We start from the raw sequence: 23439 nt of genomic DNA, 5'->3' as shown, positions 1-23439 counted from the left end.
AGCACGTGTTAATTGGATTAATGGCAACGTCGGATTCACATGAAAACCACTACTTCACCGAAATAGCCAAAACGGCAAAATCCTTCAATATGAACGTTTGTAAATTCACACCTGAAAATATTGATTGTGACGTTAAAAAAGTGCGGGGCGAACGTTTTGATGCAGAAAAGGAAATGTGGATTGCAGCATCGACTGATATACCTGATTTCATCTATGATCGTTGCTTCCATGGACTATCGCGTCAGCCATCGGAATCCCGAAATAAAATCAATTGGTTAAAGGAGCATTCCACCTTCTTGGGACTCGGACTTCCCGGTAAGTGGGACGTCTATCAAATCCTGAAAAAACATCCCCTGCTTCAAGCTTTTTTCCCAGAGACCGTCCAAGTATCGACATCTGAAGATATTATCGGTCATTTGGAGCGCTTGGATAAAATCATCATCAAGCCGGAATTCGGCGCAGGCGGTACGGGAATTTACCTTCTTTCCAAAAACGATGACGGCACTTTAGTATCCATGACAAAAAAAGGTACCAAATACGAACGTCAATTCACCTCAAAATCACAGCTGAACAAATGGCTGCAGCATTTACTAAATCGATTCAAATACCTTTGCCAGCCATATTTGGAACTTTGCAACCAAGAAAACGAACCATTCGATTTACGGATCCTACTGCAAAAAAACGAAAAAAACCAATGGGTGGAACGGGGCCGAGGCATTCGTACCGGCCAAAAGGATGGAATCACCTCTAATTTGGCAACAGGCGGAGAAGCCATGACATTGGATTCCTTCATCAAAAAAAACCCTGAAATCATTTCGGTTGCTGTCGAACAAAAAATCCAGCATATTCTCCGCACCCTGCCTGCCGAAACAGAGGGTGTGTTTGAAAGGCTATTCGAGTTGGGCATCGATTTAGGTATCGATAATAAGGGGCAGGTTTGGATAATGGACATTAATTCAAAACCCGGAAGAAAAATCATCCAGGCACTGCAGCCGGAAACCATGAATGCTATCCATCGTGCACCGCTTCGATATAGCCAATATTTAGCCGATCATCTTCAGAAGGCAGGTGAATGAATGTGAGAAAGACTTATCCTGCCGAAGTTGCCGTCATCCCTGGCAACGTTCTCTTCTACCCTTCAGAACTTGGAGATTTGGGAGAGACTGAATTGATTTATTTCGGGCAGCATTCATGTCCTGCCAATGTGAAGCAAAATCCGGCCATCAATCAATCCATCGTCCTATCGGAGAGTCTCGCGGAATCGTTAAAATTCGATCCCACCGATATCCCCCTCCATTTATTCATATATGGCAAGACGATTCATATCGGACCGTTGGTAGGTATTTTTTCTTCAGGTTTCACAGGCTTGTCAAACAAACCTCTAGGGGAAAGATCGCAATTTTTCTCAAAGCTCCTTTCCCTTAGCCGTACAACAGGCTGCATCCCCTTCGTTTTTGGAGAGAATGTCATCAATTGGGAAGAAGAAACAATCAGGGGTTATGTGTTCGAGAACGATGATTGGCACATTCATGAATTTCCTTTTCCAAACGTCATCTATGATCGGCTTCCCAATCGGTTGACCGAAAACCGTGACGGTCCTAAAGAAGTGAAACAGAAATTCCAAAGGGACTATACCATCCCATGGTTCAATCCGGGATTTTTCAATAAATGGGACGTTAATGAAAGATTATGTGCAGATGAGCGCGCACTGCCATATTTGCCAGAAACATATCCATTTCAATCAATATCCGTTATAGAAACGCTTCTTTCCCATTACCGTCAAGTTTATATTAAACCAATTCATGGCAGCCTCGGCCTTGGCATTCATCAGATTCTATATGATAAGCATGAAAATGTTTATTATTGCCGCTATACAAATGAAGCGAAGGAAAATAAATTACAAAAATTCTCCACACTGGAATCGATCGTCAAGCACCTATTTAATGATCGGCCGCTGGAGAACCTCATCGTTCAGCAGGGCATCTCGCTCATTCGATCAGAAAAGCGCCCAGTCGACTTCCGGGTGCATACGAACAAGGACAGTAATGGAGTTTGGCAGGTAACCGCCATTGCCGCCAAAGTAGCGGGAGCCGGTAGTGTCACGACCCATATTAAAGGCGGCGGGGTCATCAAAACGGTTGCGGAACTGTTTGGTGATGACGATGAGGCTAAAGAAGTGGAGCGCAAGCTGTCTGAAGCAGCACTCATATTGAGCGACAGCATCGAAAAGCACCTCGATGGCATCATAGCAGAAATCGGATTCGATTTTGGACTGGATAAAAAAGGGCAGGTTTGGATGTTCGAAGCGAATTCAAAGCCAGGACGCTCCATCTTCTCCCATCCCAAACTAAAGGAATTTGAGTTGTTGACAAGAAAGCTCAGCCTCGATTACGCCATTTATTTGACTGAACAGACGATTACAAATGCCATCAGTGTGCAGCGATGAATATCTTTTATGATAATACCTCGGAGGCTTGGTGTCTTGACCAAAAGGATGCAGTGCTTTTTGCCGGAGCTGACAAAGAAGAAATAAGCTACAAACAAGCTCTTTCAGGGCAAATTCTATATCCAATAACCGAATTCCCCGGCAGACGGGTGCTTGTTGTTGGAATACTGACTTCGTTCAATCCCAAAAAGGAAACAGGTTTGGGCGGTAACTTGTCCCTTTTTCGGGATTTATCATTGTATCTTTTCCAACATGGAATTTTAACCTATGTCTTCACAGGAAAAGCCCTTACTTCCGGTTCAATGATAGGGTATGTTTTTTCTTCCAGTGCAGACAGGTGGATTGAATGCAAGCTGCCGCTTCCAGACATTGTCTATAATCGTATTCCCTTGAGGTCCTATGAGGCTTCTGCAGAATTTCAATCGCTCATGAACCATTTTAATGAGCATAGTGTGAACATATTCAACCCGGGTTTCCTAGATAAATATGTAATGTACGAAACTTTGGTTGAAGATGGTTCCCTCATCCAGCACCTCCCGGCAACAACGAGACTGAAAACTCGCGATTGCCTGGAATCATTCCTTGATGCACACCGACATATCTATTTAAAACCTTGTAAAGGAAGCCAAGGAAAGGGTATTTATACCATCTGCAAAAATCCGGATGATACACTTTTGTTCAACAGCCTAAAACTTGGCGAATCTTTCTCGAACTTCGATTCTTTCTGGGAAGCAAAAAAGAAAGACTTATTAAAAAGAAATTACCTCGCTCAGCAGGCGATCGCACCAAAAAAACTTCATGGTCATCGTTACGATTACAGGGTCCTCGTCCATTATGAAAAAGGATTTTATAAAATAACCGGCAAAGCTGTAAGGATGTCACAAACACAGGAAATCACTACACATACACCGCGTGGTGGCAAGCTTTATCCTTATCAGAGCCTGCAATCAAGAAAACTGAATTTAAGATTGGCAAAAATCGCCCAAAAATGCGGAGAAATCCTTTCAAAAAAATTGGGCTTTCTCGGAGAGTTTTCAATTGATATCGGTGAAGACGAATCGGGCTCTCTATTCATTTACGAGGTCAACTCCAAACCCATGCAGTTCGACGAAACCGATATAGAAGCTAATCGGCTTTTACATTTAAAAAACCTTTTCATAGAATTAACTTTTTCCAACCGGTTAATAAAATAACACCTCCTGCTGCCGTTTTCCATTATAATGTAATGTGAGACAGCAAATATGGAGGTAATACATATGATTAGTCATTTTCAATGGGCACCCCTGCATAAGAATCTGCCAGGATGGAAAATTTCATTTTATTTCAACAGACTATCGATTCAAGCCTTATATCATAAAGATGGAACCATCGAGTGGACAGCCAATCCACCTACAAAAGAAGATGAACCGAAGCTCAAAACCATGATACATGATTTAATGGTCTATCATGTTTATGAATAAACCGTATTGCCCAACCTGTTTTTAGGAAAATCCAAAAAGGAATAAAAATCCCTACTTTGCCTAAACTAATGAAAAGGCAAGGAGGGATTTATTTTGGATAAAGAAAAAATGACTTTTTTAAAGGATAGCGAATATGATGGAAGGGACTCCGCCTTCCTCGATATCGATCGGTACATCAATGAAGGATTGGCAGGCGGAAATGTATATGAGGCCGCTGACCTCCGGAACATTGAAGAAGCACATGATTTGTATGACGAGACAGATCCTAACATCAATAAATAGACGACCATATGTCTAGGGCTCTCTTTTAGGAGAGCTCTTTTTCGAACAGTACCTCCTCTGCCCCTCCAAACATTTCATGGATCACCCTTTCGTAGGCGATTTCCAGATTACGCGAAAACGCTTCCTTTTCAGCTGGACTTTTTGCTTGACCATTGATTTCCCTTGTGAGATTGATACGTTTTTCGCTTAAAGAAACCGTATCTCCCCCCGAAAAATTGTACATAACCTGAACTTTAAGATTATCCGTGAAAAATTCAACCGTTCCAAACATATGTATTCCCCCTTAAAAAATAAAAAACAACTTCCCGGAAGGAAGTTGTTTGAGCGCAACGAAACGAAACATAACAAAAAACAAACATGTTTTTTCCATTTTTTAAAATGAAAAGCATGCTTTTGCCAATTTTCGCACGTAACATCTCCTATCCTCGTAGGCATTTGATGATGTGCTAAAAACAGGCAGGTATCCTGGCTCATGATCATCGCTTTTCGAACCTTCCCATTTCCTATTGCAGAAAACAGTGGCATCAATCGAATCGCTCACATTTACAGTTGCGGGACAGCGCCGGATTTTAACCGGCTTCCCTATTAAGCGAATAAATAGAAGATTTCTTATCCGCACCCATTTCTAGACTAATTTAGTTTTCCATATAAATGTATCAAATTATTTCCTGGATTACAATCAGGGCCCGCGGAGATGATCGATCATCTCGTTTTCAGTTCTTTGGTTCCAGCCATTCCACTTAGGATGTTCACACCATTGAGGTTACAAAAAAGAAACCGCAGCAAGTAGTTAAAAAACTAGAACCAGCATTTATGCTTTAAGATATTTCACGTTTAATCCGGAAAAACATCCTGAACAGTTTGTCCGGCTATTTGTTTATATGTTGCTTCCCTTCAGGACATTTTCTTTCAAAATCGACGTAATGATATGCTCCGAATCCCATTCATGCTCTGATATTTCAATAAGAGGATAACGGTTGGGTAATAAGGTATCCTGGATTTCCTGAACAGAGAGTCCTTGATTATGCAAAAGCAAAATTTCTCCACGGAGGTTTTCCAAATAATCGAGTTTTTTCCGGAACATTTCCTTTCCGTTCGGAACATGACCTGCATGGCAGCAAAACATCTCGCCAAAGTCATATTGAAGCAAGCTTTTTATGGAATTAATGAGGACGGGAACGGACTCTTCCCGCAGAACTAGTTTTGTTTTGGGAGTGACGAAGAGATCGCCTGAAAAAAGCATGCCCGTACTGCGATTCAGATACACCATATGGTCATGCGCATGACCGGGGGTGTAAATCGGCTCCCATGTTTGGCTCCGGGAATGAACGGCCATACCAAGCGGCTCTGCTTTGAAAGCATCCCGCCGCCCCCAAAACATTTTGCGATAAGCCGGATATTCAGCATCCTTCGCACATGCTTCAACCGACATCGGATGAATGAATATCGGGACCTTTTTATGCTCCTGTATCCAGGCCGCGCCTCCCGTATGGTCCTCATGATAATGCGTAAGGGCCACCGAATCAAAATCGGCGGTCTCATAGAATGGGATCAATCCGTCCAATAAACTTTGTGCGCCCGTATCAATCAAAAGACCATCCGTTAGAAAAACATAAACGCTCATCCCCGAATTGACGGCCCCCGGAGTTCCGTACACACAAACTACATCATTTACCGTTTTAACTTCAATCATGAAGCTGCACATCCTTCACTGTATAAGATAGTCATAATCCAAGTTTTTTCTATTTGTTACAATAAATGTACTACCATTCCCCCCATTTGACAAAGAATAATGAAACAAGCAAAAAAATTATTCCAAAATCACAGAATTCATTGACAATGAGGTGAATAACCAATAGTATAGAATATATTAAAAAACTTGAAATATTCCAAAATAATAATTTACTTATCAAGAGTGACGGAGGGATCAGGCCCTGTGATGTCCGGCAACCGCCCCAATCGGGAACGGTGCCACTTCCTGCAGGATGATTGCATTCTGAAAGATAAGACGAGATATAATTTCGCTGCCTCTTTCTGAATGATAGAGGCAGTTTTTTTTATGTATAAGGGGGCAGGCTCATGATTGAAATCCGTTCAGTCAGGAAGGAATACATATCGAAGAAAAACCGAGTTATCGGAGTGGATAACGTATCTTTAACCATTCAAAAAGGAGAAGTATATGGGATTGTCGGCTACAGCGGAGCAGGAAAAAGCTCATTACTTCGTTGCTTGAATTTGCTTGAACGTCCCACAGGAGGACATATCATCATTGACGGGATTGACTTAACATCTCTATCCAGCAAAGAGCTTCGGAAGCAACGTCAAAAAATCGGCATGATATTTCAGCATTTTTCCCTTGTCAGCTCCAAAACCGTTTTTGAAAATGTAGCTTTTGCCTTGAAGGCAGCGCACCAATCGAAGGGAGCCATCAAGTTACGTGTTTTACAACTGTTGGATATTGTAGGGCTCAGTGATAAAAAGGATGTCTATCCGGCCCAGCTTAGCGGCGGCCAGAAGCAGCGGGTCGGAATTGCCCGTGCCTTAGCCAATGATCCGTCTGTATTGCTATGCGATGAGGCGACTTCAGCCCTTGATCCTACTACGACTAAGGCCATATTACAGTTACTGAAGAAAATCAGTCGCGAACTTGGCATCACCATTGTGTTGATTACACATGAAATGGAAGTCGTCAAGGAACTGTGCCACAGGGTCGCGGTCATGCAGGATGGGCGGGTAATAGAAGAGGGTTCCGTTTATGAAATATTTTCACAACCTAAAAAGGAGTTAACGAAAAAATTCATTGGCAGTGTACTGGAATTTGAGCTTCCCTCACATTTGATTGAAGAAAGTAAAGGAACGATCATAAAGATTCAATTCGAAGGGCAAACGGCAGGTGAATCGATTCTCTCGGATACCCTTCAAGCTTATTCGGTAAAGGGTAATATCCTTCATGGGAAAATTGAATATATTCAGGATGTACCTTTAGGGATATTGATCATTGAATTGATTGGCGAAGCTGCTGAGATTCATTCAGCATTGACCTATATAAAGAATCGTTCCAGCTCTGTGGAGGTGCTAAAACATGTCACTGCTTGAATCCATCATCCATATCCTGCCTGACCTTAATAAAGCATTCATTGAAACGATTTACATGGTGGCTGTTTCTCTGGCGGTTGCTCTCCTTATCGGCTTACCGCTGGGTGTATTACTGTTTACGACAACCAGGAACTTGTTCTTCGAAAATAGTGTCGTGAATCGTTCTCTTGGCTTCGTAGTCAATATTGTCCGGTCCATCCCATTCATCATTCTCTTGGTCGCCCTCCTTCCTTTAACGGATTTCCTTACGGGGTCGACGATAGGGCCAAGGGCGGCCTCCGTATCCCTCTCCGTTTCGGCGATACCTTTTTTTGCAAGGATTGTTGAATCAGCATTGCGTGAAATAGACAAAGGAGTGATTGAAGCGGCAATTGCCGTTGGTGCCACGCCATGGATGATCATTAAAGATGTCCTTCTGCCAGAGGCTAAGCCGGGTATCATCCAAGGGCTTACATTAACGACCATTTCACTTATCGGTTATTCGGCTATGGCAGGAACGATCGGGGGAGGCGGGATTGGTGACCTGGCCATCAGGTTTGGATATTACCGCTATGACAATACGGTCATGATCACGACGATCGTCGTATTGATCTGCCTTGTACAAATCATCCAAATGCTTGGTGACAAAGCTTCTTACTTAGTAAACAAACGATAGAACCTTTCATTTATTAATGATTCATACTATAGATCCAGGAGGAATTCAAAATGAAAAAAATTGCTTCGTTATTATCAGTCTGTGCCCTTGCCCTTGGCTTGACGGCTTGCGGAAGCGACAATGCATCCACAAAAACAGAAGACAAAAAAGAATTGAAGATCGGGGCGACCACCGGACCATATGCCGATATGGTCAATGAGGCCATCAAACCAGGTCTGGAAGATCTCGGCTACAAAGTGGAAATCGTTGAATTCACCGATTATATCCAGCCGAATAAGGCGCTTGGCAACGACTCGATCGACGCAAACCTTTTCCAGCATAAAGTGTATATGGATAACTTCGCTAAAGAAAATAAATTAAAACTCTCTGACCTTATCATCGTTCCTACAGCACCAATGGGAATTTATTCGAGCAAATATAAGTCATTGAAAGAAATAAAAGACGGCTCATCCTTGGCATTGCCCAATGACCCCGTCAACCTCGCTCGTGCACTTAAAGTATTGGTGGATGAAAAGTTGATTGAAGTCGACCCAGATGTAGACCCTTTAAAAATATCTGAAAAAGATGTAACAAAAAACCCTAAAAATATCCAATTCAAACCATTGGAATCCGCCCAATTGCCCCGGGCAACTGAAAGTGTTGACCTATCAGCGGTGCCAGGGAACTTCGCACTTGCTGCTAAAATGAAGCTTGAGGATGCCCTTGTATTGGAAAACATGCCAGATTTGTATCGAAACGTTGTTGCCGTGAATACAAAGGATGTAGACGCTCAATTTGCAAAAGATATTAAAGAAGTAGTGAAGTCCGCCGAGTTTGAAAAAGTGATCGATAGCAAATTCATCGGCTTCGGAAAACCAGAATGGATGAAGTGATCGACCCAAACATAATTTCGAGGCCTGCGTCCCTTTTTTAGGGAACAGGCCCTTTACATGAAGGAGAAATAACGATGAATACCTTACTGGAAGTACGCAGCGGCCCCTCCTACTATGCCTGCATGGCTAGTATTCTCGATACACTGGAAGCAAAACTGAATAAAGCAAATATACGTAAAGTGCTTGTTGTTCATGGAGACAAATCTTGGGTAGTTGCTGAACCATTCTTCCCTTCATTTGAAAATGTCGAAACGAGCTACATTAAATATGATGGGGAATGCAGTGATATCGAAATTGAACGTGTCAGTAAGTTTGCAGTGGAACAATGTGTGGATGCATTAATCGGAGTGGGTGGTGGTAAACTGCTGGACCTCACCAAATCAGTTGGGAATCACATCCAAAAGGATATCATCCTCATTCCAACTCTTGCATCCACCTGTGCCGCTTGGACGCCATTAAGTGTCATTTATGATACGAACGGTTCATATGTGCGGTTTGATATCCATCTAAAAAACGCCTGGATGTTACTGATCGAGCCAGGAATACTCTTGGATTCCCCTATTGCCTATTTACGGGCAGGAATTGGCGATACCTTGGCTAAATGGTATGAGGGCAATGCACTCGTCGAGAAAATCGCCTCCAAGTCGGCCTGCATTGAATTGGCACATATAGCCGCAAGGCAATGCCAGGAAGTTTTATTGACACATGGCGAGGAAGCCCTGGCGGATTTGAACAAAGGAAAATGGACAGACGCCCTTCAGCGTGTAATCGAAACGAATATCGTCACGAGTGGACTCGTTGGCGGCTTCGGTGACCAGTTCCTGAGAATTGCAGGTGCCCACTCGATTCATAATGGCATGACCTCCATCGAACAGGCACATCATTTACTTCATGGGGAAAAAGTGGCATATGGCATTTTAGTGCAGCTGTTGTTAGAAGGAAAATTCTCGGATATCAAACAGCTACTCCCAATCTATGAGGCTCTAAAGCTTCCGAGGTCTTTATCTGACATTGGCCTGACCGTGGAACATGAAGTGGAGCTACAGCAAATTGCCGCCCTATCCGTAAAGGAGGGTGAGGCGATCCATCTCCTTTTTCCTGATATATCCCTGGAAAAAGTGCAAGCTGCCATGGAAAACCTTGAAATCCTTACAAGTTAAAAGAAAGGTGATACCCATCATTCATCTATGATGGGTATCACCCTTTCGGTTTGTAGACAAAAGGATGTGCCCGATACTCCAGCAGAAAGGCGCTTCCAGAGGTACCACACAGGCGTTCTTTGCACCCTCATTTAGAAACGTTAGTTTTCCTTTTTGAAATAAAACAGTGCTATCCTATTCTTTTGAACTTTATTCTTTTTCGCTATAATGATAGGAAGAAAGAAGGTGAAGAACAGTGCTTGAAAACCTTAAACAAAAGTTTCCGAACGCGATTTCCGAAAAAGTCGAAACAGCTGACATATCCCAATTTGCTTGGTTCGAAGACTCCATGGGAGGCATTCTCGGCATTCCCCGCTTTGAAATCTCCGCCGAGGAAATTCGTATATTGGAGCTGCTTTTTCCGTCTTCCTTGAACAAAACCAATCTCATCACGTTTACAGATACATCATGGAACACCTTTTTGACCAAACCGAATGCACAGTTGCCTTTGACAAGTTGGGAAAACGTGCGCTTCATCCATTTCAAGCTCACTCACAATGATTTCTCCCACGCGGATTTCGAAGATGCTTTCCTAGCCTTTGTACCATCTGACGCTGCCTTGATTTGGGAAGATGATATGGAAGGAATCCTTATTGAAACGAACAAGGCTGAAGCCTTATCAAATAAAGAATTACTTGCCATCTCCTCGACGCTGGAAAGCGATTTTTATGTAAAGACGCGGATGTTCACCGGCCGCTTTCACCATGTGAGCCAAGAACTTCATCACCACAAGACTCAGGAGAAAAAATGTTTTGAATCGGCACAAGCCGAGTTGCCGGATTTAAAGGTGACGGACTTGGCCGATATCGTCCCCCACTTACTATTGAAACATCAATCTAATACGAATATAGAGTGGTATATCAATCAGGTTCTTGGCAGGACCAGGCAGGATACGGAGCTTATCAAAACGATCAAAACGTATATCGAGTGTAATTCAAATGCCACACTTGCCGCGAAACAGCTTTATATACACCGGAACAGCCTGCAATACCGGATAGACAAATTCACCGAAAGAACCGGGCTCGACATAAGGAACTTCCGTCACGCATTGACTGCCTATTTGCTTATTTTATTGCATGATTGATTCTAGCTGAAAGAAAAGGAGCATTACCCTTTTTTGTGCAATGTGCCCATACTTTTTTCTAAACTGATAGCTTAGACTAAAGTTAATTGGTACAAGTAATCAGTAGTTTAAAAGGGGGATTTTTCATGGCAGAGTTAGTATTAGATCATATTTTCAAGATTTATGATAAAAAGGTGACAGCCGTTAAGGATTTTAACCTTCATGTTGCCGATAAGGAATTCATTGTTTTTGTCGGACCTTCCGGCTGCGGGAAATCGACGACTTTACGGATGATTGCCGGCCTGGAAGACATATCACAGGGTGATTTGTTTATTGACGGTAAGCGCGTCAATGATGTCCCGCCAAAAGATCGTGATATCGCAATGGTTTTCCAGAACTATGCTCTATATCCACATATGTCCGTCTATGACAATATGGCATTTGGATTAAAACTTAGGAAAACGCCAAAAGCGGAAATTAAGCAAAGGGTCACTGAAGCGGCTAGAATCCTCGGTCTTGAAGAATATCTAAACAGGAAACCTAAAGCGCTTTCAGGAGGACAACGCCAGCGTGTGGCGCTTGGCCGCGCCATTGTACGTGACGCGAAGGTTTTCTTGATGGATGAGCCCTTATCAAATCTTGACGCAAAGCTCCGGGTCCAAATGCGCGCTGAAATCGCCAAACTACATAAACGCCTGGACACAACAACGATATATGTCACGCATGACCAAACGGAAGCGATGACCATGGCGACAAGACTTGTCGTCATGAAGGACGGCATCATCCAACAGGTCGGTGCACCAAAGGACGTATATGAGAAACCGATAAACGTTTTCGTCGGAGGCTTTATCGGATCACCTGCCATGAACTTCTTCACCGGGACATTAAAAGAAGGCACTTTTAAAATTGGTGAACAAACGTTGGAAATACCTGCATCAAAGATGAAAATGCTGCGTGATCAAGGCTATGTCGGAAAAGATATCATCCTTGGCATCCGTCCGGAGGATTTCCATAATGAAGGAGAATACTTCACGGATTCCCTAAACACTACATTCAAAACAAACATCGATGTAGCTGAACTGATGGGGGCGGAAATCATGCTTTACTCCACACTTGAAGGACAGGACTTCGTTGCACGGGTCGATGCCAAAAATATCATCCATGCAGGCGAAAAAATCGAGCTCGCCCTCGATATGAATAAAGCCCACTTTTTCGATAAGAGCAGCGAACAACGCATTCTTGTCGAAGAGGACGAACAGATGCAGGAAGGTTTGAAATTGTCAGCCAACTAACATAAAAAGACCCGTTCACATGAACGGGTCTTTTTATGCTGCTAGGATTTATTTAAGGATCTCCTATTCTTGAACCAATACTACTTCATCATGCCCGCATTCAGGGCATTTCATGAGGTGTGGGCATTGACCTTTTTGTAAGGATTGAGGGTATCCGTCATTCAGCTTAAGTGTATCGATATCCATATAAGCGCTGTATTCATCAGCATAATCCATGAATTTCCCTTTATCATCAAGATCATTGCCGCATTCAGGGCAACTCACATTGATTTTTCTCAAACCGTTGCAAAGCGGGCATAAAGACATTGTGTTTCCTCCATTTCCAGCCTTTGAACCTTAGTATTTGTTAGATCAATCATTTTAACACATGGAAACACCCTCCCCAACAAACAGCGGGAGGGTATTAGAGTATTACTTATTAACCATGTTAGCTGGGTCGACCCATGCATTGAATTCATCTTCCGTTAGGAATTCCAATTTCAACGCCGCTTCTTTTAGTGTAGAGTTATCCTTGAATGCAGTTTTGGCAATTTTGGCTGCTTTTTCATAACCTATGTGCGGATTCAATGCTGTGACCAGCATAAGGGAACGATCAACATTTTCTTTAATCTTATCTTCATTGGCAGTGATGCCGACTGCACAGTTATCGTTGAAGGAATGAATGCCGTCCGTCAATAATTTAACCGTTTGCAGGAAGTTATAGATGATCACTGGCTTGAATACGTTCAATTCGAAATTTCCTTGGCTGGCTGCAAAACCAATCGTAGCATCGTTACCGACGATTTGTGTTGCAATCATGGTAAGCGCTTCACTTTGGGTTGGATTGACCTTGCCTGGCATGATGGAGCTGCCTGGCTCGTTTTCCGGGATGGCAATTTCACCGATTCCGCTTCTAGGGCCACTTGCCAGCCACCTGACATCGTTCGCTATTTTCATCAAGTCCGCTGCCAATGCTTTTAATGCACCATGGGCATATACGATTTCATTATGGCTTGTCAGTGCATGAAACTTATTATCCGATGTGACAAAAGGATGTCCTGTATCCGCTGCGATTTGTTTTGCGGAAAGTCCCGGGAATTCTTTTTTTGTATTGATTCCGGTTCCAACAGCCGTTCCGCCTAAAGCTAGATTCAATAATTTTTGGCTGCTTTCCTCGATCATCGCCAAGTCTTTATCCAGCATCGCTTTCCAACCGGATATTTCTTGTCCTAAAGTTAACGGAGTTGCATCTTGAAGATGTGTCCGGCCGATTTTCACGACATCCCAAAATTCCTTTTCTTTTGCATCGAATGTATCTCTTAGCACTTTGATGGCAGGAACCAACTTTTCAGCAACTTCCATGAAGGCTGCAATATGCATGGCAGTCGGGAATGTATCATTGGAGCTTTGGGCTTTGTTAACGTCATCATTCGGGTGAAGGGCTTCCGCTTCCCCCATTTCCTTTAACCATTCATTTCCTTTATTGGCGACCACTTCGTTCACGTTCATATTACTTTGTGTGCCGCTCCCCGTTTGCCAGACAACAAGCGGGAAATGCTCATCGAGCGTACCTTCGAGGATTTCCCCGCATATCTTGACGATGGCATTCTTTTTCACTTCCGATAGATCACCAAGATCATAGTTCACCTTTGCAGCAGCTTGCTTAACGTATGCAAAAGCACGCACCAACTCAATCGGCATTCTTTCATTACCGATTTTGAAATTGTTCCGGCTTCTTTCCGTCTGTGCTCCCCAATATTTATCGGCAGGGACCTTCACTTCACCCATCGTATCTCGTTCGATTCTGTATTCCATGTGTTCTCCTCCTATGGTTGCACTATTCATCGAATACCCTATGTAATAAGAAATGAATAATGTCGTAATATTCTTTCTCTCCATCCATTGTACAAACTTTATTATTTTAAAGCAAAAAAAACCGGTCAAGCCTGCTCATTTTTCTAAAGGGTCCATAAATGATGCACATGATGCTCACGGACTCCTGCATTACTGGATATTTTTTTACAGCGTAAATTGTTGGTACGCTTGGCTTCTCCAAGCCCATTCGAGCAATACCCGGCCAAATTGCGCTTGACAGTTTTTTGTATATATAGTAAATTCAAAAGAAATTGAATAATCTAAACTCTTATCGAGAGAGGTAGAGGGAACGGCCCGATGACACCTCAGCAACCTTCATTTGTTTCAAACCAATGAAAAGGTGCTAATTCCACAAGTTTTTAAACTTGGAAGATAAGAAGAATGACTCGTCCTCACTTAATCAAAGTCTTCTTCTTAAAGAAGACTTTTTTTTATTTTTATAACAAAAAAGGAGCAGTGAAAATTATGTACAAAACTGAAACATATCTTGCTCAATTGGGAAATCGCAGTGAAACGGTGACAGGAGCGGTCAATCCTCCCGTCTACTTCTCGACAGCCTTCCGTCACGAAGGTATTGGCCAATCGACTGGTTTCGATTATACAAGGACAGGTAATCCCACACGCCAACTATTGGAACGTTCGATTGCCGATCTAGAAAAAGGGGATCAAGGATATGCCTGCAGCTCGGGAATGGCCGCCATTTCTACAATTTTGGCGCTTTTTAAATCGGGAGATGCATGGATTGTCAGCGAAGATCTTTATGGCGGTACATATCGCCTGCTTGAACAAGGCTTTAAGAAATGGGGATTGAAGTGTGACTATGTAAACACTTGCTGCTTGGAGGATATCGAGAATGCCATCACTCCTCACACGAAGGCCATCTTCATCGAAACTCCCACTAACCCCCTTATGCAGCAAACGGATATTGGCGCCATTGCAACACTTGCCAAACGATTCAATATATTGCTGATCGTCGATAATACGTTTTACACGCCTCTCATTCAACAGCCCATCCTTCTTGGCGCCGATATCGTGATTCACAGTGCTACGAAGTATCTCGGCGGCCATAATGATGTACTCGCCGGACTGATCGTTGCTAGCGGAGAAGAATTATGTGAATCACTCGCCTTCCATCACAATGGAACAGGAGCTGTTTTGAGTCCCTTTGATTCATGGTTATTGATGCGTGGAATGAAAACTCTTGCACTTCGGATGGAACGCCATGAAAAGAATGCGAAGATACTTGTAGAATACTTGTCGGAGCATGATTGTGTTACGGACGTATTTTATCCCGGAAGAGGAGGCATGATTTCATTCCGAATCATTGATGAGTCCGCTGTCAACCCATTTCTACAATCACTCTCACTCATTTCGTTTGCAGAAAGCCTTGGCGGTGTTGAAAGCTTCATCACTTACCCCGCCACACAAACACATGCCGATATTCCTCTTGAAGTCAGGACGGCAAACGGGGTTTGTAATCGCCTGCTCCGCTTTTCCGTAGGCATCGAAGACAGCGGAGATTTGATTTCCGACTTGCAGCAAGCCTTCGCGCAGGTAAAAAGGGAGGCCCTACGATGACGGATCATGATTTTAGCTTTGAAACCAAATTGCTTCATAATCAACATAAATTCGATGCAACGACTGGAGGTGTGAGCGTTCCCATTCAGCACGCCTCCACTTTCCATCAATCCGATATCGATCAATTCGGCAAATATGATTACAGCCGAAGCGGGAATCCCACTCGCGAGGCATTGGAAGAAATCATTGCCGAACTGGAAGAAGGCACACATGGCTTCGCCTTTTCATCAGGCATGGCCGCCATTTCAACAGCTTTTCTGCTGTTATCTGCCGGGGACCATATCATCATTTCCGAAGATGTGTACGGGGGAACGTTCAGGATGGTCACCACCGTACTGACCCGTTTCAAAATTGAACATACCTTCGTTGATATGACGGACCTCGAAAGCGTCGAAGCAGCCGTTCAGCCAAATACGAGGGCCATTTACATCGAAACGCCTTCAAATCCATTATTGAAAGTGACCGATATTTCTGCCGTATGTGATATCGCCAAAAAAATTGGTGCCTTAAGCTTTGTCGATAATACATTCTTGACGCCGGCACTGCAAAAGCCTTTAAAACTTGGTGCTGATGTCGTCCTTCATAGTGCTACGAAGTTCTTGTCCGGTCATAGTGATGTAGTAGCGGGGCTTGCAGTCGTGAAGGATCCCTTATTGGCCCAGAGACTCGGTGCCCTCCAAAACTCCTTCGGGGCTGTTCTTGGTGTACAGGACGCCTGGCTAGTCATGAGAGGTCTGAAAACCCTGTCCGTAAGAATGGATCATTCCCAAAGAGGGGCTGAAAAGATTGCCGCCCATTTAAAGAATCATCACTTAGTGAAAAAGGTTTATTATCCTGGACTTGCGGATCATCCCGAGCATGCCATCCAGAAGCGTCAATCGCTCGGGGCTGGAGCGGTCCTCTCCTTTGAATTGGCAAGTGAGGAAATTTTCCGTTCGTTCGTAAACACAGTCGAGCTCCCAGTTTTCGCCGTAAGCCTTGGCGCAGTCGAATCGATATTATCATATCCCGCTAAAATGTCACACGCTGCGATGCCTGCTGATGAAAGAGATAAACGAGGCATAAGCAACAGCCTGCTTCGTCTCTCTGTGGGACTTGAAAATCCGGATGATCTTATCAAGGACTTCGATGCCGCTCTTGTAAATATCGCCAAAGGGGGAGTTCTTGCTGCAAAATGATGAATGGATGATTGCCGCCAAATTAATGGGCACCCTTCCTTTCATTCCGTAACAACAAAGGAGGACCATCAATCCATCCGATGGTTCCCCATACCGTAGAAAAACTCGATGAAAATCGAATTTTTATCTACGGTTTTTTTGGCTGTTCAAATGGTACTCGCTCCCATCGTTCCACTACATCATACATTACACTTAAAATTGGCCGAAATCAAAAGTGTACAAAATTAAGAATATAAAAAAACGGATACGCGGCATACCCGGTTAATTACTTTGGAGCCCTGCATCCAAATACATATTTTACAAATTAGACACCAGTTAATCCTGCTGAATAGAATGAATGTGAAGCGAAAAAAGGGTCCGGATTTTTAAAATCCGGACCCCTTTTTTCTACAAACTTCATGGACAAATGGCTCTATCATCATTTCTTCATATTATATTTTTCCAGAAAGCGATCCACTCGTCCGCCTTTTTCAGCGAATTTTTGCTTTCCAGTATAAAAAGGATGTGTATCCGAACTTATCTCCACTTTTAATAAAGGATACGTTTGACCGTCTTCCCACTCGATTGTTTCGTCCGATTTTTTCGTTGAACCCGTCAAAAATTTATATCCACTGTTCGTATCCATAAAAACTACTTGTTGATAATCAGGATGAATATTTTGTTTCACTATTATCACCTCATTGTTAGTATAACTATATATTAATCGTAATGATTACTATTATCAAGTAATATGCTTGAGTGTGCCAAATTGGCACACCCATCATTATTTCCTGATTGGTTAATGATTTCTTCACCCTGCCATCCCTTTATGCGGACCAATCTGCAGTTCATACATTTGATAGTATTTCCCTTGCAATTCCATTAATTCCTCGTGAGTCCCCTTCTCGGCAATCCGGCCTTTATCGAGGACTAGGATTTGATCGGCATTTTTAATCGTGGAAAGTCTATGTGCAATGATGAAGGTCGTTCTTCCTTTTTTCAGCACTTCCATCCCCTGCTGGATAATTGCTTCGGTTTCAGTGTCGATGCTTGCAGTTGCCTCATCCAAAATTAAAATAGCCGGATTGAATGCCAGAGCACGTGCGAAGGAAATTAGCTGGCGCTGTCCGGAAGACAGTGTTCCGCCTTTTTCGATAACCGGTTCATCCAGCCCTAAAGGAAGATGCTTCAGCACTTTATCCCCGCCAACATCCTTTAATGACTTTTCGACCATTTCCCTCGTGATGCCGTCATGATCGAGACTGATATTGGAAGCGATGGTGCCAGTGAATAAATAAGGATCTTGAAGGACGATTCCCATATGTTCCCTTAGTGTTTGGTGAGGGATATCCAATATATCCTTTCCGTCTATTTTGATTTTCCCTTCACTGCTGTCATAAAAACGGAACAATAAATTCATGATCGAGCTTTTACCCGATCCTGTATGGCCGACCAATGCTACCGTTTCCCCTTGCTTAGCTGAAAAGGTAATGTCTTGTAACACATATTCATTTTCCTTATAACCAAAAGAAACATGTTCGAATTCTACATTCCCTTTGTATCTGGCCATGCTTTCATCACTGACTGCCAACCCATGCTCATCCAATAAGCTGAACGCCCGTTCCCCTGCAACAAGTGCCTGTTCGAGATTGGCGAATTGATTGACGATTCCGTGAAGTGGATGCAGCAGGCGGCTGATCAAATCGACGATCGCATACATCATCCCTAATGAAATCGCCGAGCTTGCTGTCAAGGACATCCCACCGAAATACCAGACGAATGCAATTAACGCCAACACCTTAATGACACCGATCAAGTTCCCGCCGGTCAATGAATTTAAATGCAGCATTTTATTTTGATAGGAATAATGCTCCCGGTTCAAATTTTCAAAGGATTGCTTCGTCTCCTTTTCACGTCCAAATGCCTGGATGATGCTCATTCCGGAAATCGATTCATTGATCATCCCATTAATATCACTAATCCGCTCGCGGATGATGTGATTGTACTTCGAGGCGAATTTACGATATACCTTCGTCCAGATAACGATGATCGGAATAAGTAAAAGCCCCATCGTACCTGCACGTGCATCCAGAATGAATAAAGCGATAAGAACGCCGATGATGTTAATCGTGCTCGAAAAGAAGCTGGCGAGCACCGTTACATACAATTCCCTGATCGCCTCTGTATCATTAGTGATCCTGGCTACCACTTTCCCCGCTGGCATATTATCGAAATACCGAATCGGTAAACGGGAAATATGTGTGAAAATATCGTTCCGCATTCTTTGAATGATCCGGTTTGCCGCTTTCTGCAAATAAAAACTTTGCCCATATTGAAAAATGGAAGAAAGGATGACAAGCCCGAAGTAAAAAGCGACTAGCTTAATGATGCGCGGTATTTCAGGCTGGTAAAATCCCATCACTTCCTGACTGGTCAATTTCTTTATTTGAGCTTCGTGCTCTTTACCGTCTTTGTTGATGATTAACGTTTGGCCTTCCAAAGCTCTGCGCCCATCGATAGGTACTGCTTCATTTACGAAGACAAATTGATTGCCGACCTGGAAGACATGGACTTCCCTGCCTTTCTTCTCTCCTTCAGTAAAGTAATCCGCACGTTTATACCAATTACCCTCATATTTAACAGCGTCTTTTCCTTTTTCCGTTTCATGCCAGGACGTTTCGATGCCGAGTATATGTGAATCGATGATTTTCTTGGCAACGAACGGACCCGTTAAATCGGCTGCTACCGAAAGTGTTAGCATGATCAAGGCGCAGATGATCAATTTTTTATAAAGGGCAGCATAATGAAATAGTTTTTTCACGACCTTCATGCCCCCACCTCCGTTCCTTCGTCAACCTGCTGCCGCTCGTATTGCTCCCTATACCAGCCATCTTGTTGCAGTAAATCTTCATGGGTTCCCTCTTCGATGATTTCTCCGTTATCCAACACGATGATCATATCGGCGTGCTGAACGGCTGATAAACGATGCGTCGTAATGATGGTCGTTTTACCTGCCCGTTCATTTTGGATATTTTCGATGATCGTCGTTTCCGTTTTCGCGTCCACGGCTGATAAGGAATCATCCAAGATAAGGATTTCCGGATTTTTGATCAATGCCCTCGCAATCGAAATCCTTTGCTTTTGGCCTCCGGAAAGAGCGACACCCTTTTCGCCAACGAGCGTTTCCAGCCGGTTTGGTAGCATCATTACGTCCTTCTCAAAGTCGGCAAGCCTGATCGCTTCGGCCAGTTCGTCTTCAGTTGCATCCATTTTGCCGAATAAGATATTTTCTCGTACAGACTTGGAGAATAAAAAATGGTCCTGTGGAACATAGCCGATCCACGTGCGAATTTCTGCAATATCCAATTGCTCCAACGGTTTGCCTGCAAAGGAGATTTCCCCTTTACCTAAAGGATATTCCCTGAGGAATTGCTTCACGAAGGTCGTTTTTCCGCTTCCTGTTTTCCCTACGATCCCTAATGTTTGCCCACGTTCCAGTTGGACGGAAATATTGGCTAGATTCACGACCGATGAAGATGGATATGTAAAAAACACTTGTTGAAAAGAGATATCTTCCGGGTTCGGAATACTTTCCAGCCCCAATGGATTTTTCACATCCCTTTCATATGAAAGCGTATCTTGAACGCGGTCAAGCGAAGCATTTCCCCTTTGCATGACATTGATCAGTTCTCCCACTGCGATCATCGGCCAAATTAACATGCCAAGGTACACATTGAACGAAACAAGCCCGCCAAGCGTTATGGACTGTTGGAAAACAAGATAGGCCCCATATCCCAAACCGATTAAATAGCTGATGCCGATAATGATTGAGATCGTCGGATCAAAGAGGGCATCAATTCTTGCCACGGCAAGGTTTTTACGATAGACATCCTCTGTCATTTCATCAAATCGCTTTTCATCCTCCCGCTCCTGGACATAGGCACGGATGACGCGGACACCGGAAATCGATTCCAGGACCTTGTCATTTAACGTACCAAAGGCTGCCTGTGCATCCGTAAAGCGCCTGTATATTTTTTTGACGTAGATTTGCATCATCACTGCCATGATCGGGAGCGGCAGCACCGCGGCAATCGTCAACTCCCAACTGATGGTAACACCCATCATGACCACGACCGTCATGGTGAACAGCACCGAGTCAACGAGCGTCAATATCCCAAAACCAGCAGTAAGCGATATGGCCTTTAAATCATTGGTAGCCCTCGCCATTAAATCACCTGTCCGGTTTTTCTCATAAAAAGTCGGTGACATTTTCAGTAAGTGGCCCATGAACCCTGACCTTAGTTTTCGTTCAACCAAGTTTCCGCCACCAAATAACAGATAGCTCCATAAGTACCCGAACAGGTAGCTGCCGCACAGCACGAGCAGCAAATAAATAACGTATTTCATGATGGTCTCTTGCGTCATGTCACCATTGTTCATATCATCGATGGCATTCCCGACGAGTTTTGGCGGAATAACCTCCAAAATATTCACCAGGCACAAAAATAAAATGGCCCAGGTATAACGCTTCCACTGTTCTTTAAAGAACCAGGACAGCTTCTTAAAAATCGCAAACATGGATTCCCCTCCCTTTTGTCAAAACCTATGTCCTTTCGCTAACCGCTTTCTGGATCTCCTGGCTGCTGTATGGCTCCCAAAGTATTTTGTCTCATTCATGTTTCCTCCTATCTATCGTATGGAAAGGATACTTATGCTCCTCAATTCCCCAATGCCAAAAAGCCTCCGCCGATTAGCGGAAGCTTTTTTAGATGCGTAAGAACACATATAAAGGCGCAGGCCGCGAAAAGTCGACAACCTGCGCTTTAAAATGATCGAAGGGCTTCATTTCGATCTTTTGTCTAGAAAGACATGTGATCAGGGCAGGCGGACGTATGAAAATATTCAATTGAAGCATTTATTTGCTTAACGGATTTAGTCATGACGTTCGCCTCCTTTTTCATAATTAATGGTAATTTTTTACTCGTGTTTAAAGATTACTACGTGAGTATATTTTTGTCAATTGTGACTTTTCTAGATTATTGCGGAATAATCCTTTATTCTTATAAGAATGACATAGCGTAAGGAGGTTTTAGCTTATGGATTGGAGAAAATATATACTCCTGGCGGTACCGTTTTTATTTCTATCCATTTTCATCTTATTCGCCGTACCGGTTCAATACAGGCCGTTATCCTTCACTCCCGTGTTACTTTTCTGGATAGTTTATTATATTTTATTGAACAGGGAAAAGAAGAAGAAAAATAAAAGATGAAAAAATTCATCAGCAATCAACATGAGGGCGTTGCACATGCAAAGCCCTTTCTTGATCGCATTGCATATAATGAGTGAAAAACACTCGTGGTGATCGCATGCTCTACCAATTTGTACAGAAGCTGTTCGGAACATCCCCAGGCAAATCGAAGCCCATCATCGATCCTGAAAAATTCGGTCTGCTAAAAACTCAATTACAAAAAGAACTTTTTCAGCCTGAAACGGAGTCAAAGGCATTTTTCCCTGAGGAAACCGCTCTTGTAAAAAGCATCCGGACCGAAACGGTTGCCTTGAACCGTAATAATTTGACGAGAACGCAAGCTTATCTTGCCTATTACCATCGTAACCCCGAGGTTCATTGGGCTTTTTTGGCACATATGGTTTCGAGGAATGGCGGATACCATATGACCGACTTGAAAGGCTCGTCCATGACCCAGCTGCTTAGCCAAGCGGAACGGCAGAATTTTTTCCTTTTCCTGGAGCGCGCCAATTCAGCGATATTTGCCGATGCCTTTCCACAGCTCCTTCTATATGAACATTCCAAACAAAAGGAGCTTCGATTAAAAAAGTATTTCCCCGTCTTCCATATATCAAGATTCATGGCCCCGATTTGGGAATCTTTCATAAAAGAACCCCATTCGCCCCTTTTAACGACAGCGCTTATCATCAATGAGCAAAGAATGATTCAAGAACGGGTGTTGAAACGTACCCGTCATGGCAAAATCCTCCAAAGGATTGATTTTCAACTGCAGGAATTTTTAGGCTTCACGAAAGTAATCTTCCCTTTCGGAAATGAGCAAGACAGCATCCGTTCCTTGACTGGCCTAACCGTTGAACGCTTTGCCGACCCAAAACAGCGAATTGAAACGGGAAAATTTCTTTATGAGCTTCTTTTTCTGCATCCGTCCGTTTTACATGGTGTTGAAGAATTTACAATCGATGTTCCACACACTGGCTCGAGAATGGATTACTGGGAAAGCATCTACTCCTCCGATCCATTTGCAAAAGATGAAAAGGTCTATAGTCCCATCCTTCAAGAGGCATGGACAGATCAGCCTTTCTTTCCTCTTCCAATGAATGATTGGTATACAAAGGAAAGCTTTATCGAGGATTTACAAGACTTACCGATTATTAAAAAGGTCGATTTGACCCAAAAGGTGCTTGAAAATGTCAAACATCTTAAAGCCATCAACGAACTGAAAGCCCTTTTTTAACA

General features: G+C 43.2%; 22 protein-coding genes and 3 riboswitches. Of the genes, 15 read left to right on the top strand and 7 right to left on the bottom strand.

Annotated features, from left to right (window positions below; all coding sequences use genetic code 11):
• Nucleotides 1–5: 5 nt before the first annotated feature.
• From ABE28_RS05590 to ABE28_RS05570, 5 genes are all read left to right on the top strand, one after another.
• Entirely contained in the window at nucleotides 6–1076 is a 1071-nt protein-coding gene (locus ABE28_RS05590) for a YheC/YheD family endospore coat-associated protein (RefSeq protein WP_064466669.1), read from the top strand.
• On the top strand, nucleotides 1073–2446 hold the full coding sequence (locus tag ABE28_RS05585) for a YheC/YheD family endospore coat-associated protein (protein WP_156775691.1): 1374 nt from the start codon (nucleotides 1073–1075) through the stop codon (nucleotides 2444–2446). The genes ABE28_RS05590 and ABE28_RS05585 overlap by 4 nt, the downstream gene beginning before the upstream one ends.
• The gene (locus ABE28_RS05580; RefSeq protein WP_064466670.1) at nucleotides 2443–3639 is read left to right on the top strand and encodes a YheC/YheD family endospore coat-associated protein; all 1197 of its coding nucleotides are present in this window, start codon (nucleotides 2443–2445) and stop codon (nucleotides 3637–3639) included. The genes ABE28_RS05585 and ABE28_RS05580 overlap by 4 nt, the downstream gene beginning before the upstream one ends.
• A 63-nt stretch (nucleotides 3640–3702) precedes the next feature.
• Nucleotides 3703–3906 carry a YheE family protein gene (locus tag ABE28_RS05575; protein ID WP_064466671.1) on the top strand — a complete coding sequence of 68 codons (204 nt, stop codon included), beginning with the start codon at nucleotides 3703–3705 and terminating at the stop codon, nucleotides 3904–3906.
• A 93-nt stretch (nucleotides 3907–3999) separates the two neighbouring features.
• Nucleotides 4000–4188 (top strand): hypothetical protein, encoded by a 189-nt coding sequence (locus ABE28_RS05570; protein WP_064466672.1) that lies wholly within the window; start codon nucleotides 4000–4002, stop codon nucleotides 4186–4188.
• A gap of 25 nt (nucleotides 4189–4213) precedes the next feature.
• Here ABE28_RS05570 and ABE28_RS05565 read toward each other — a convergent pair whose 3' ends face one another.
• Together ABE28_RS05565 and ABE28_RS05560 are read right to left on the bottom strand one after the other, a co-directional pair.
• A complete protein-coding gene (locus ABE28_RS05565) occupies nucleotides 4214–4459 on the bottom strand; it encodes a hypothetical protein (protein WP_064466673.1) in 246 nt (81 codons plus the stop codon).
• Nucleotides 4460–4626: 167 nt separating this feature from the next.
• Nucleotides 4627–4826: riboswitch (cobalamin riboswitch) on the bottom strand.
• Nucleotides 4827–5065: 239 nt separating this feature from the next.
• The gene (locus tag ABE28_RS05560; protein WP_064466674.1) at nucleotides 5066–5881 is read right to left on the bottom strand and encodes an MBL fold metallo-hydrolase; all 816 of its coding nucleotides are present in this window, start codon (nucleotides 5879–5881) and stop codon (nucleotides 5066–5068) included.
• 210 nt (nucleotides 5882–6091) lie between these two features.
• Nucleotides 6092–6198: riboswitch (SAM riboswitch) on the top strand.
• A 69-nt stretch (nucleotides 6199–6267) separates the two neighbouring features.
• On the opposite strand from ABE28_RS05560, the gene ABE28_RS05555 reads away from it, so the two are divergent.
• The 6 genes from ABE28_RS05555 to ABE28_RS05530 all read left to right on the top strand — a co-directional run bounded on the left by ABE28_RS05555 (nucleotide 6268) and on the right by ABE28_RS05530 (nucleotide 12365).
• The gene (locus ABE28_RS05555; RefSeq protein ID WP_064466675.1) at nucleotides 6268–7284 is read left to right on the top strand and encodes a methionine ABC transporter ATP-binding protein; all 1017 of its coding nucleotides are present in this window, start codon (nucleotides 6268–6270) and stop codon (nucleotides 7282–7284) included.
• Nucleotides 7271–7939: a methionine ABC transporter permease gene (locus ABE28_RS05550; protein WP_064466676.1), complete on the top strand. Its 669-nt coding sequence runs from the start codon at nucleotides 7271–7273 to the stop codon at nucleotides 7937–7939. The genes ABE28_RS05555 and ABE28_RS05550 overlap by 14 nt, the downstream gene beginning before the upstream one ends.
• A 50-nt stretch (nucleotides 7940–7989) precedes the next feature.
• A complete protein-coding gene (locus ABE28_RS05545) occupies nucleotides 7990–8811 on the top strand; it encodes a MetQ/NlpA family ABC transporter substrate-binding protein (protein WP_064466677.1) in 822 nt (273 codons plus the stop codon).
• Between the two features lie 74 nt (nucleotides 8812–8885).
• Complete coding sequence (locus ABE28_RS05540; RefSeq protein ID WP_064466678.1) at nucleotides 8886–9971, top strand: iron-containing alcohol dehydrogenase family protein; 1086 nt, start codon at nucleotides 8886–8888, stop codon at nucleotides 9969–9971.
• 235 nt (nucleotides 9972–10206) lie between these two features.
• A complete protein-coding gene (locus tag ABE28_RS05535) occupies nucleotides 10207–11094 on the top strand; it encodes a PucR family transcriptional regulator (protein ID WP_064466679.1) in 888 nt (295 codons plus the stop codon).
• 125 nt (nucleotides 11095–11219) lie between these two features.
• Nucleotides 11220–12365, top strand: a complete 1146-nt coding sequence (locus ABE28_RS05530; RefSeq protein WP_064466680.1) for an ABC transporter ATP-binding protein — start codon at nucleotides 11220–11222, stop codon at nucleotides 12363–12365.
• Nucleotides 12366–12428: 63 nt separating this feature from the next.
• Here the strand turns inward: ABE28_RS05530 and ABE28_RS05525 are convergent, their stop codons facing one another.
• Both ABE28_RS05525 and fumC read right to left on the bottom strand, forming a co-directional pair.
• On the bottom strand, nucleotides 12429–12671 hold the full coding sequence (locus tag ABE28_RS05525) for a hypothetical protein (RefSeq protein ID WP_064466681.1): 243 nt from the start codon (nucleotides 12669–12671) through the stop codon (nucleotides 12429–12431).
• Between the two features lie 105 nt (nucleotides 12672–12776).
• Nucleotides 12777–14159 (bottom strand): class II fumarate hydratase, encoded by a 1383-nt coding sequence (gene fumC / locus ABE28_RS05520; protein WP_064466682.1) that lies wholly within the window; start codon nucleotides 14157–14159, stop codon nucleotides 12777–12779.
• 325 nt (nucleotides 14160–14484) lie between these two features.
• Nucleotides 14485–14598: riboswitch (SAM riboswitch) on the top strand.
• Nucleotides 14599–14684: 86 nt separating this feature from the next.
• Here fumC and ABE28_RS05515 point away from each other — a divergent pair.
• Both ABE28_RS05515 and metC read left to right on the top strand, forming a co-directional pair.
• Nucleotides 14685–15797, top strand: a complete 1113-nt coding sequence (locus ABE28_RS05515) for a methionine biosynthesis PLP-dependent protein (RefSeq protein ID WP_064466921.1) — start codon at nucleotides 14685–14687, stop codon at nucleotides 15795–15797.
• Entirely contained in the window at nucleotides 15794–16975 is a 1182-nt protein-coding gene (gene metC / locus ABE28_RS05510; protein WP_064466683.1) for a cystathionine beta-lyase, read from the top strand. The genes ABE28_RS05515 and metC overlap by 4 nt, the downstream gene beginning before the upstream one ends.
• A gap of 418 nt (nucleotides 16976–17393) precedes the next feature.
• Here metC and ABE28_RS05505 read toward each other — a convergent pair whose 3' ends face one another.
• From ABE28_RS05505 to ABE28_RS05495, 3 genes are all read right to left on the bottom strand, one after another.
• Nucleotides 17394–17642 (bottom strand): type B 50S ribosomal protein L31, encoded by a 249-nt coding sequence (locus tag ABE28_RS05505; protein WP_064466684.1) that lies wholly within the window; start codon nucleotides 17640–17642, stop codon nucleotides 17394–17396.
• A gap of 123 nt (nucleotides 17643–17765) precedes the next feature.
• Nucleotides 17766–19784, bottom strand: coding sequence for an ABC transporter ATP-binding protein (locus ABE28_RS05500; protein WP_064466685.1), 2019 nt, complete (start codon nucleotides 19782–19784; stop codon nucleotides 17766–17768).
• The gene (locus tag ABE28_RS05495) at nucleotides 19781–21532 is read right to left on the bottom strand and encodes an ABC transporter ATP-binding protein (RefSeq protein ID WP_064466686.1); all 1752 of its coding nucleotides are present in this window, start codon (nucleotides 21530–21532) and stop codon (nucleotides 19781–19783) included. Before ABE28_RS05495 ends, ABE28_RS05500 begins: the two co-directional genes overlap by 4 nt.
• Nucleotides 21533–22050: 518 nt before the next feature.
• Here ABE28_RS05495 and ABE28_RS24875 point away from each other — a divergent pair.
• Complete coding sequence (locus ABE28_RS24875; RefSeq protein ID WP_156775690.1) at nucleotides 22051–22224, top strand: hypothetical protein; 174 nt, start codon at nucleotides 22051–22053, stop codon at nucleotides 22222–22224.
• A gap of 97 nt (nucleotides 22225–22321) precedes the next feature.
• Nucleotides 22322–23437 carry a DUF2515 family protein gene (locus tag ABE28_RS05490; RefSeq protein WP_083231957.1) on the top strand — a complete coding sequence of 372 codons (1116 nt, stop codon included), beginning with the start codon at nucleotides 22322–22324 and terminating at the stop codon, nucleotides 23435–23437.
• Nucleotides 23438–23439: the final 2 nt, after the last annotated feature.

The sequence above is a fragment of the Peribacillus muralis genome, assembly GCF_001645685.2.
Classification (GTDB): Bacteria; Bacillota; Bacilli; order Bacillales; family DSM-1321; genus Peribacillus; species Peribacillus muralis_A.
The sequence above is the reverse complement of the archived record's forward strand: the minus strand, read 5'-3'. Positions and strand labels throughout refer to the sequence as shown.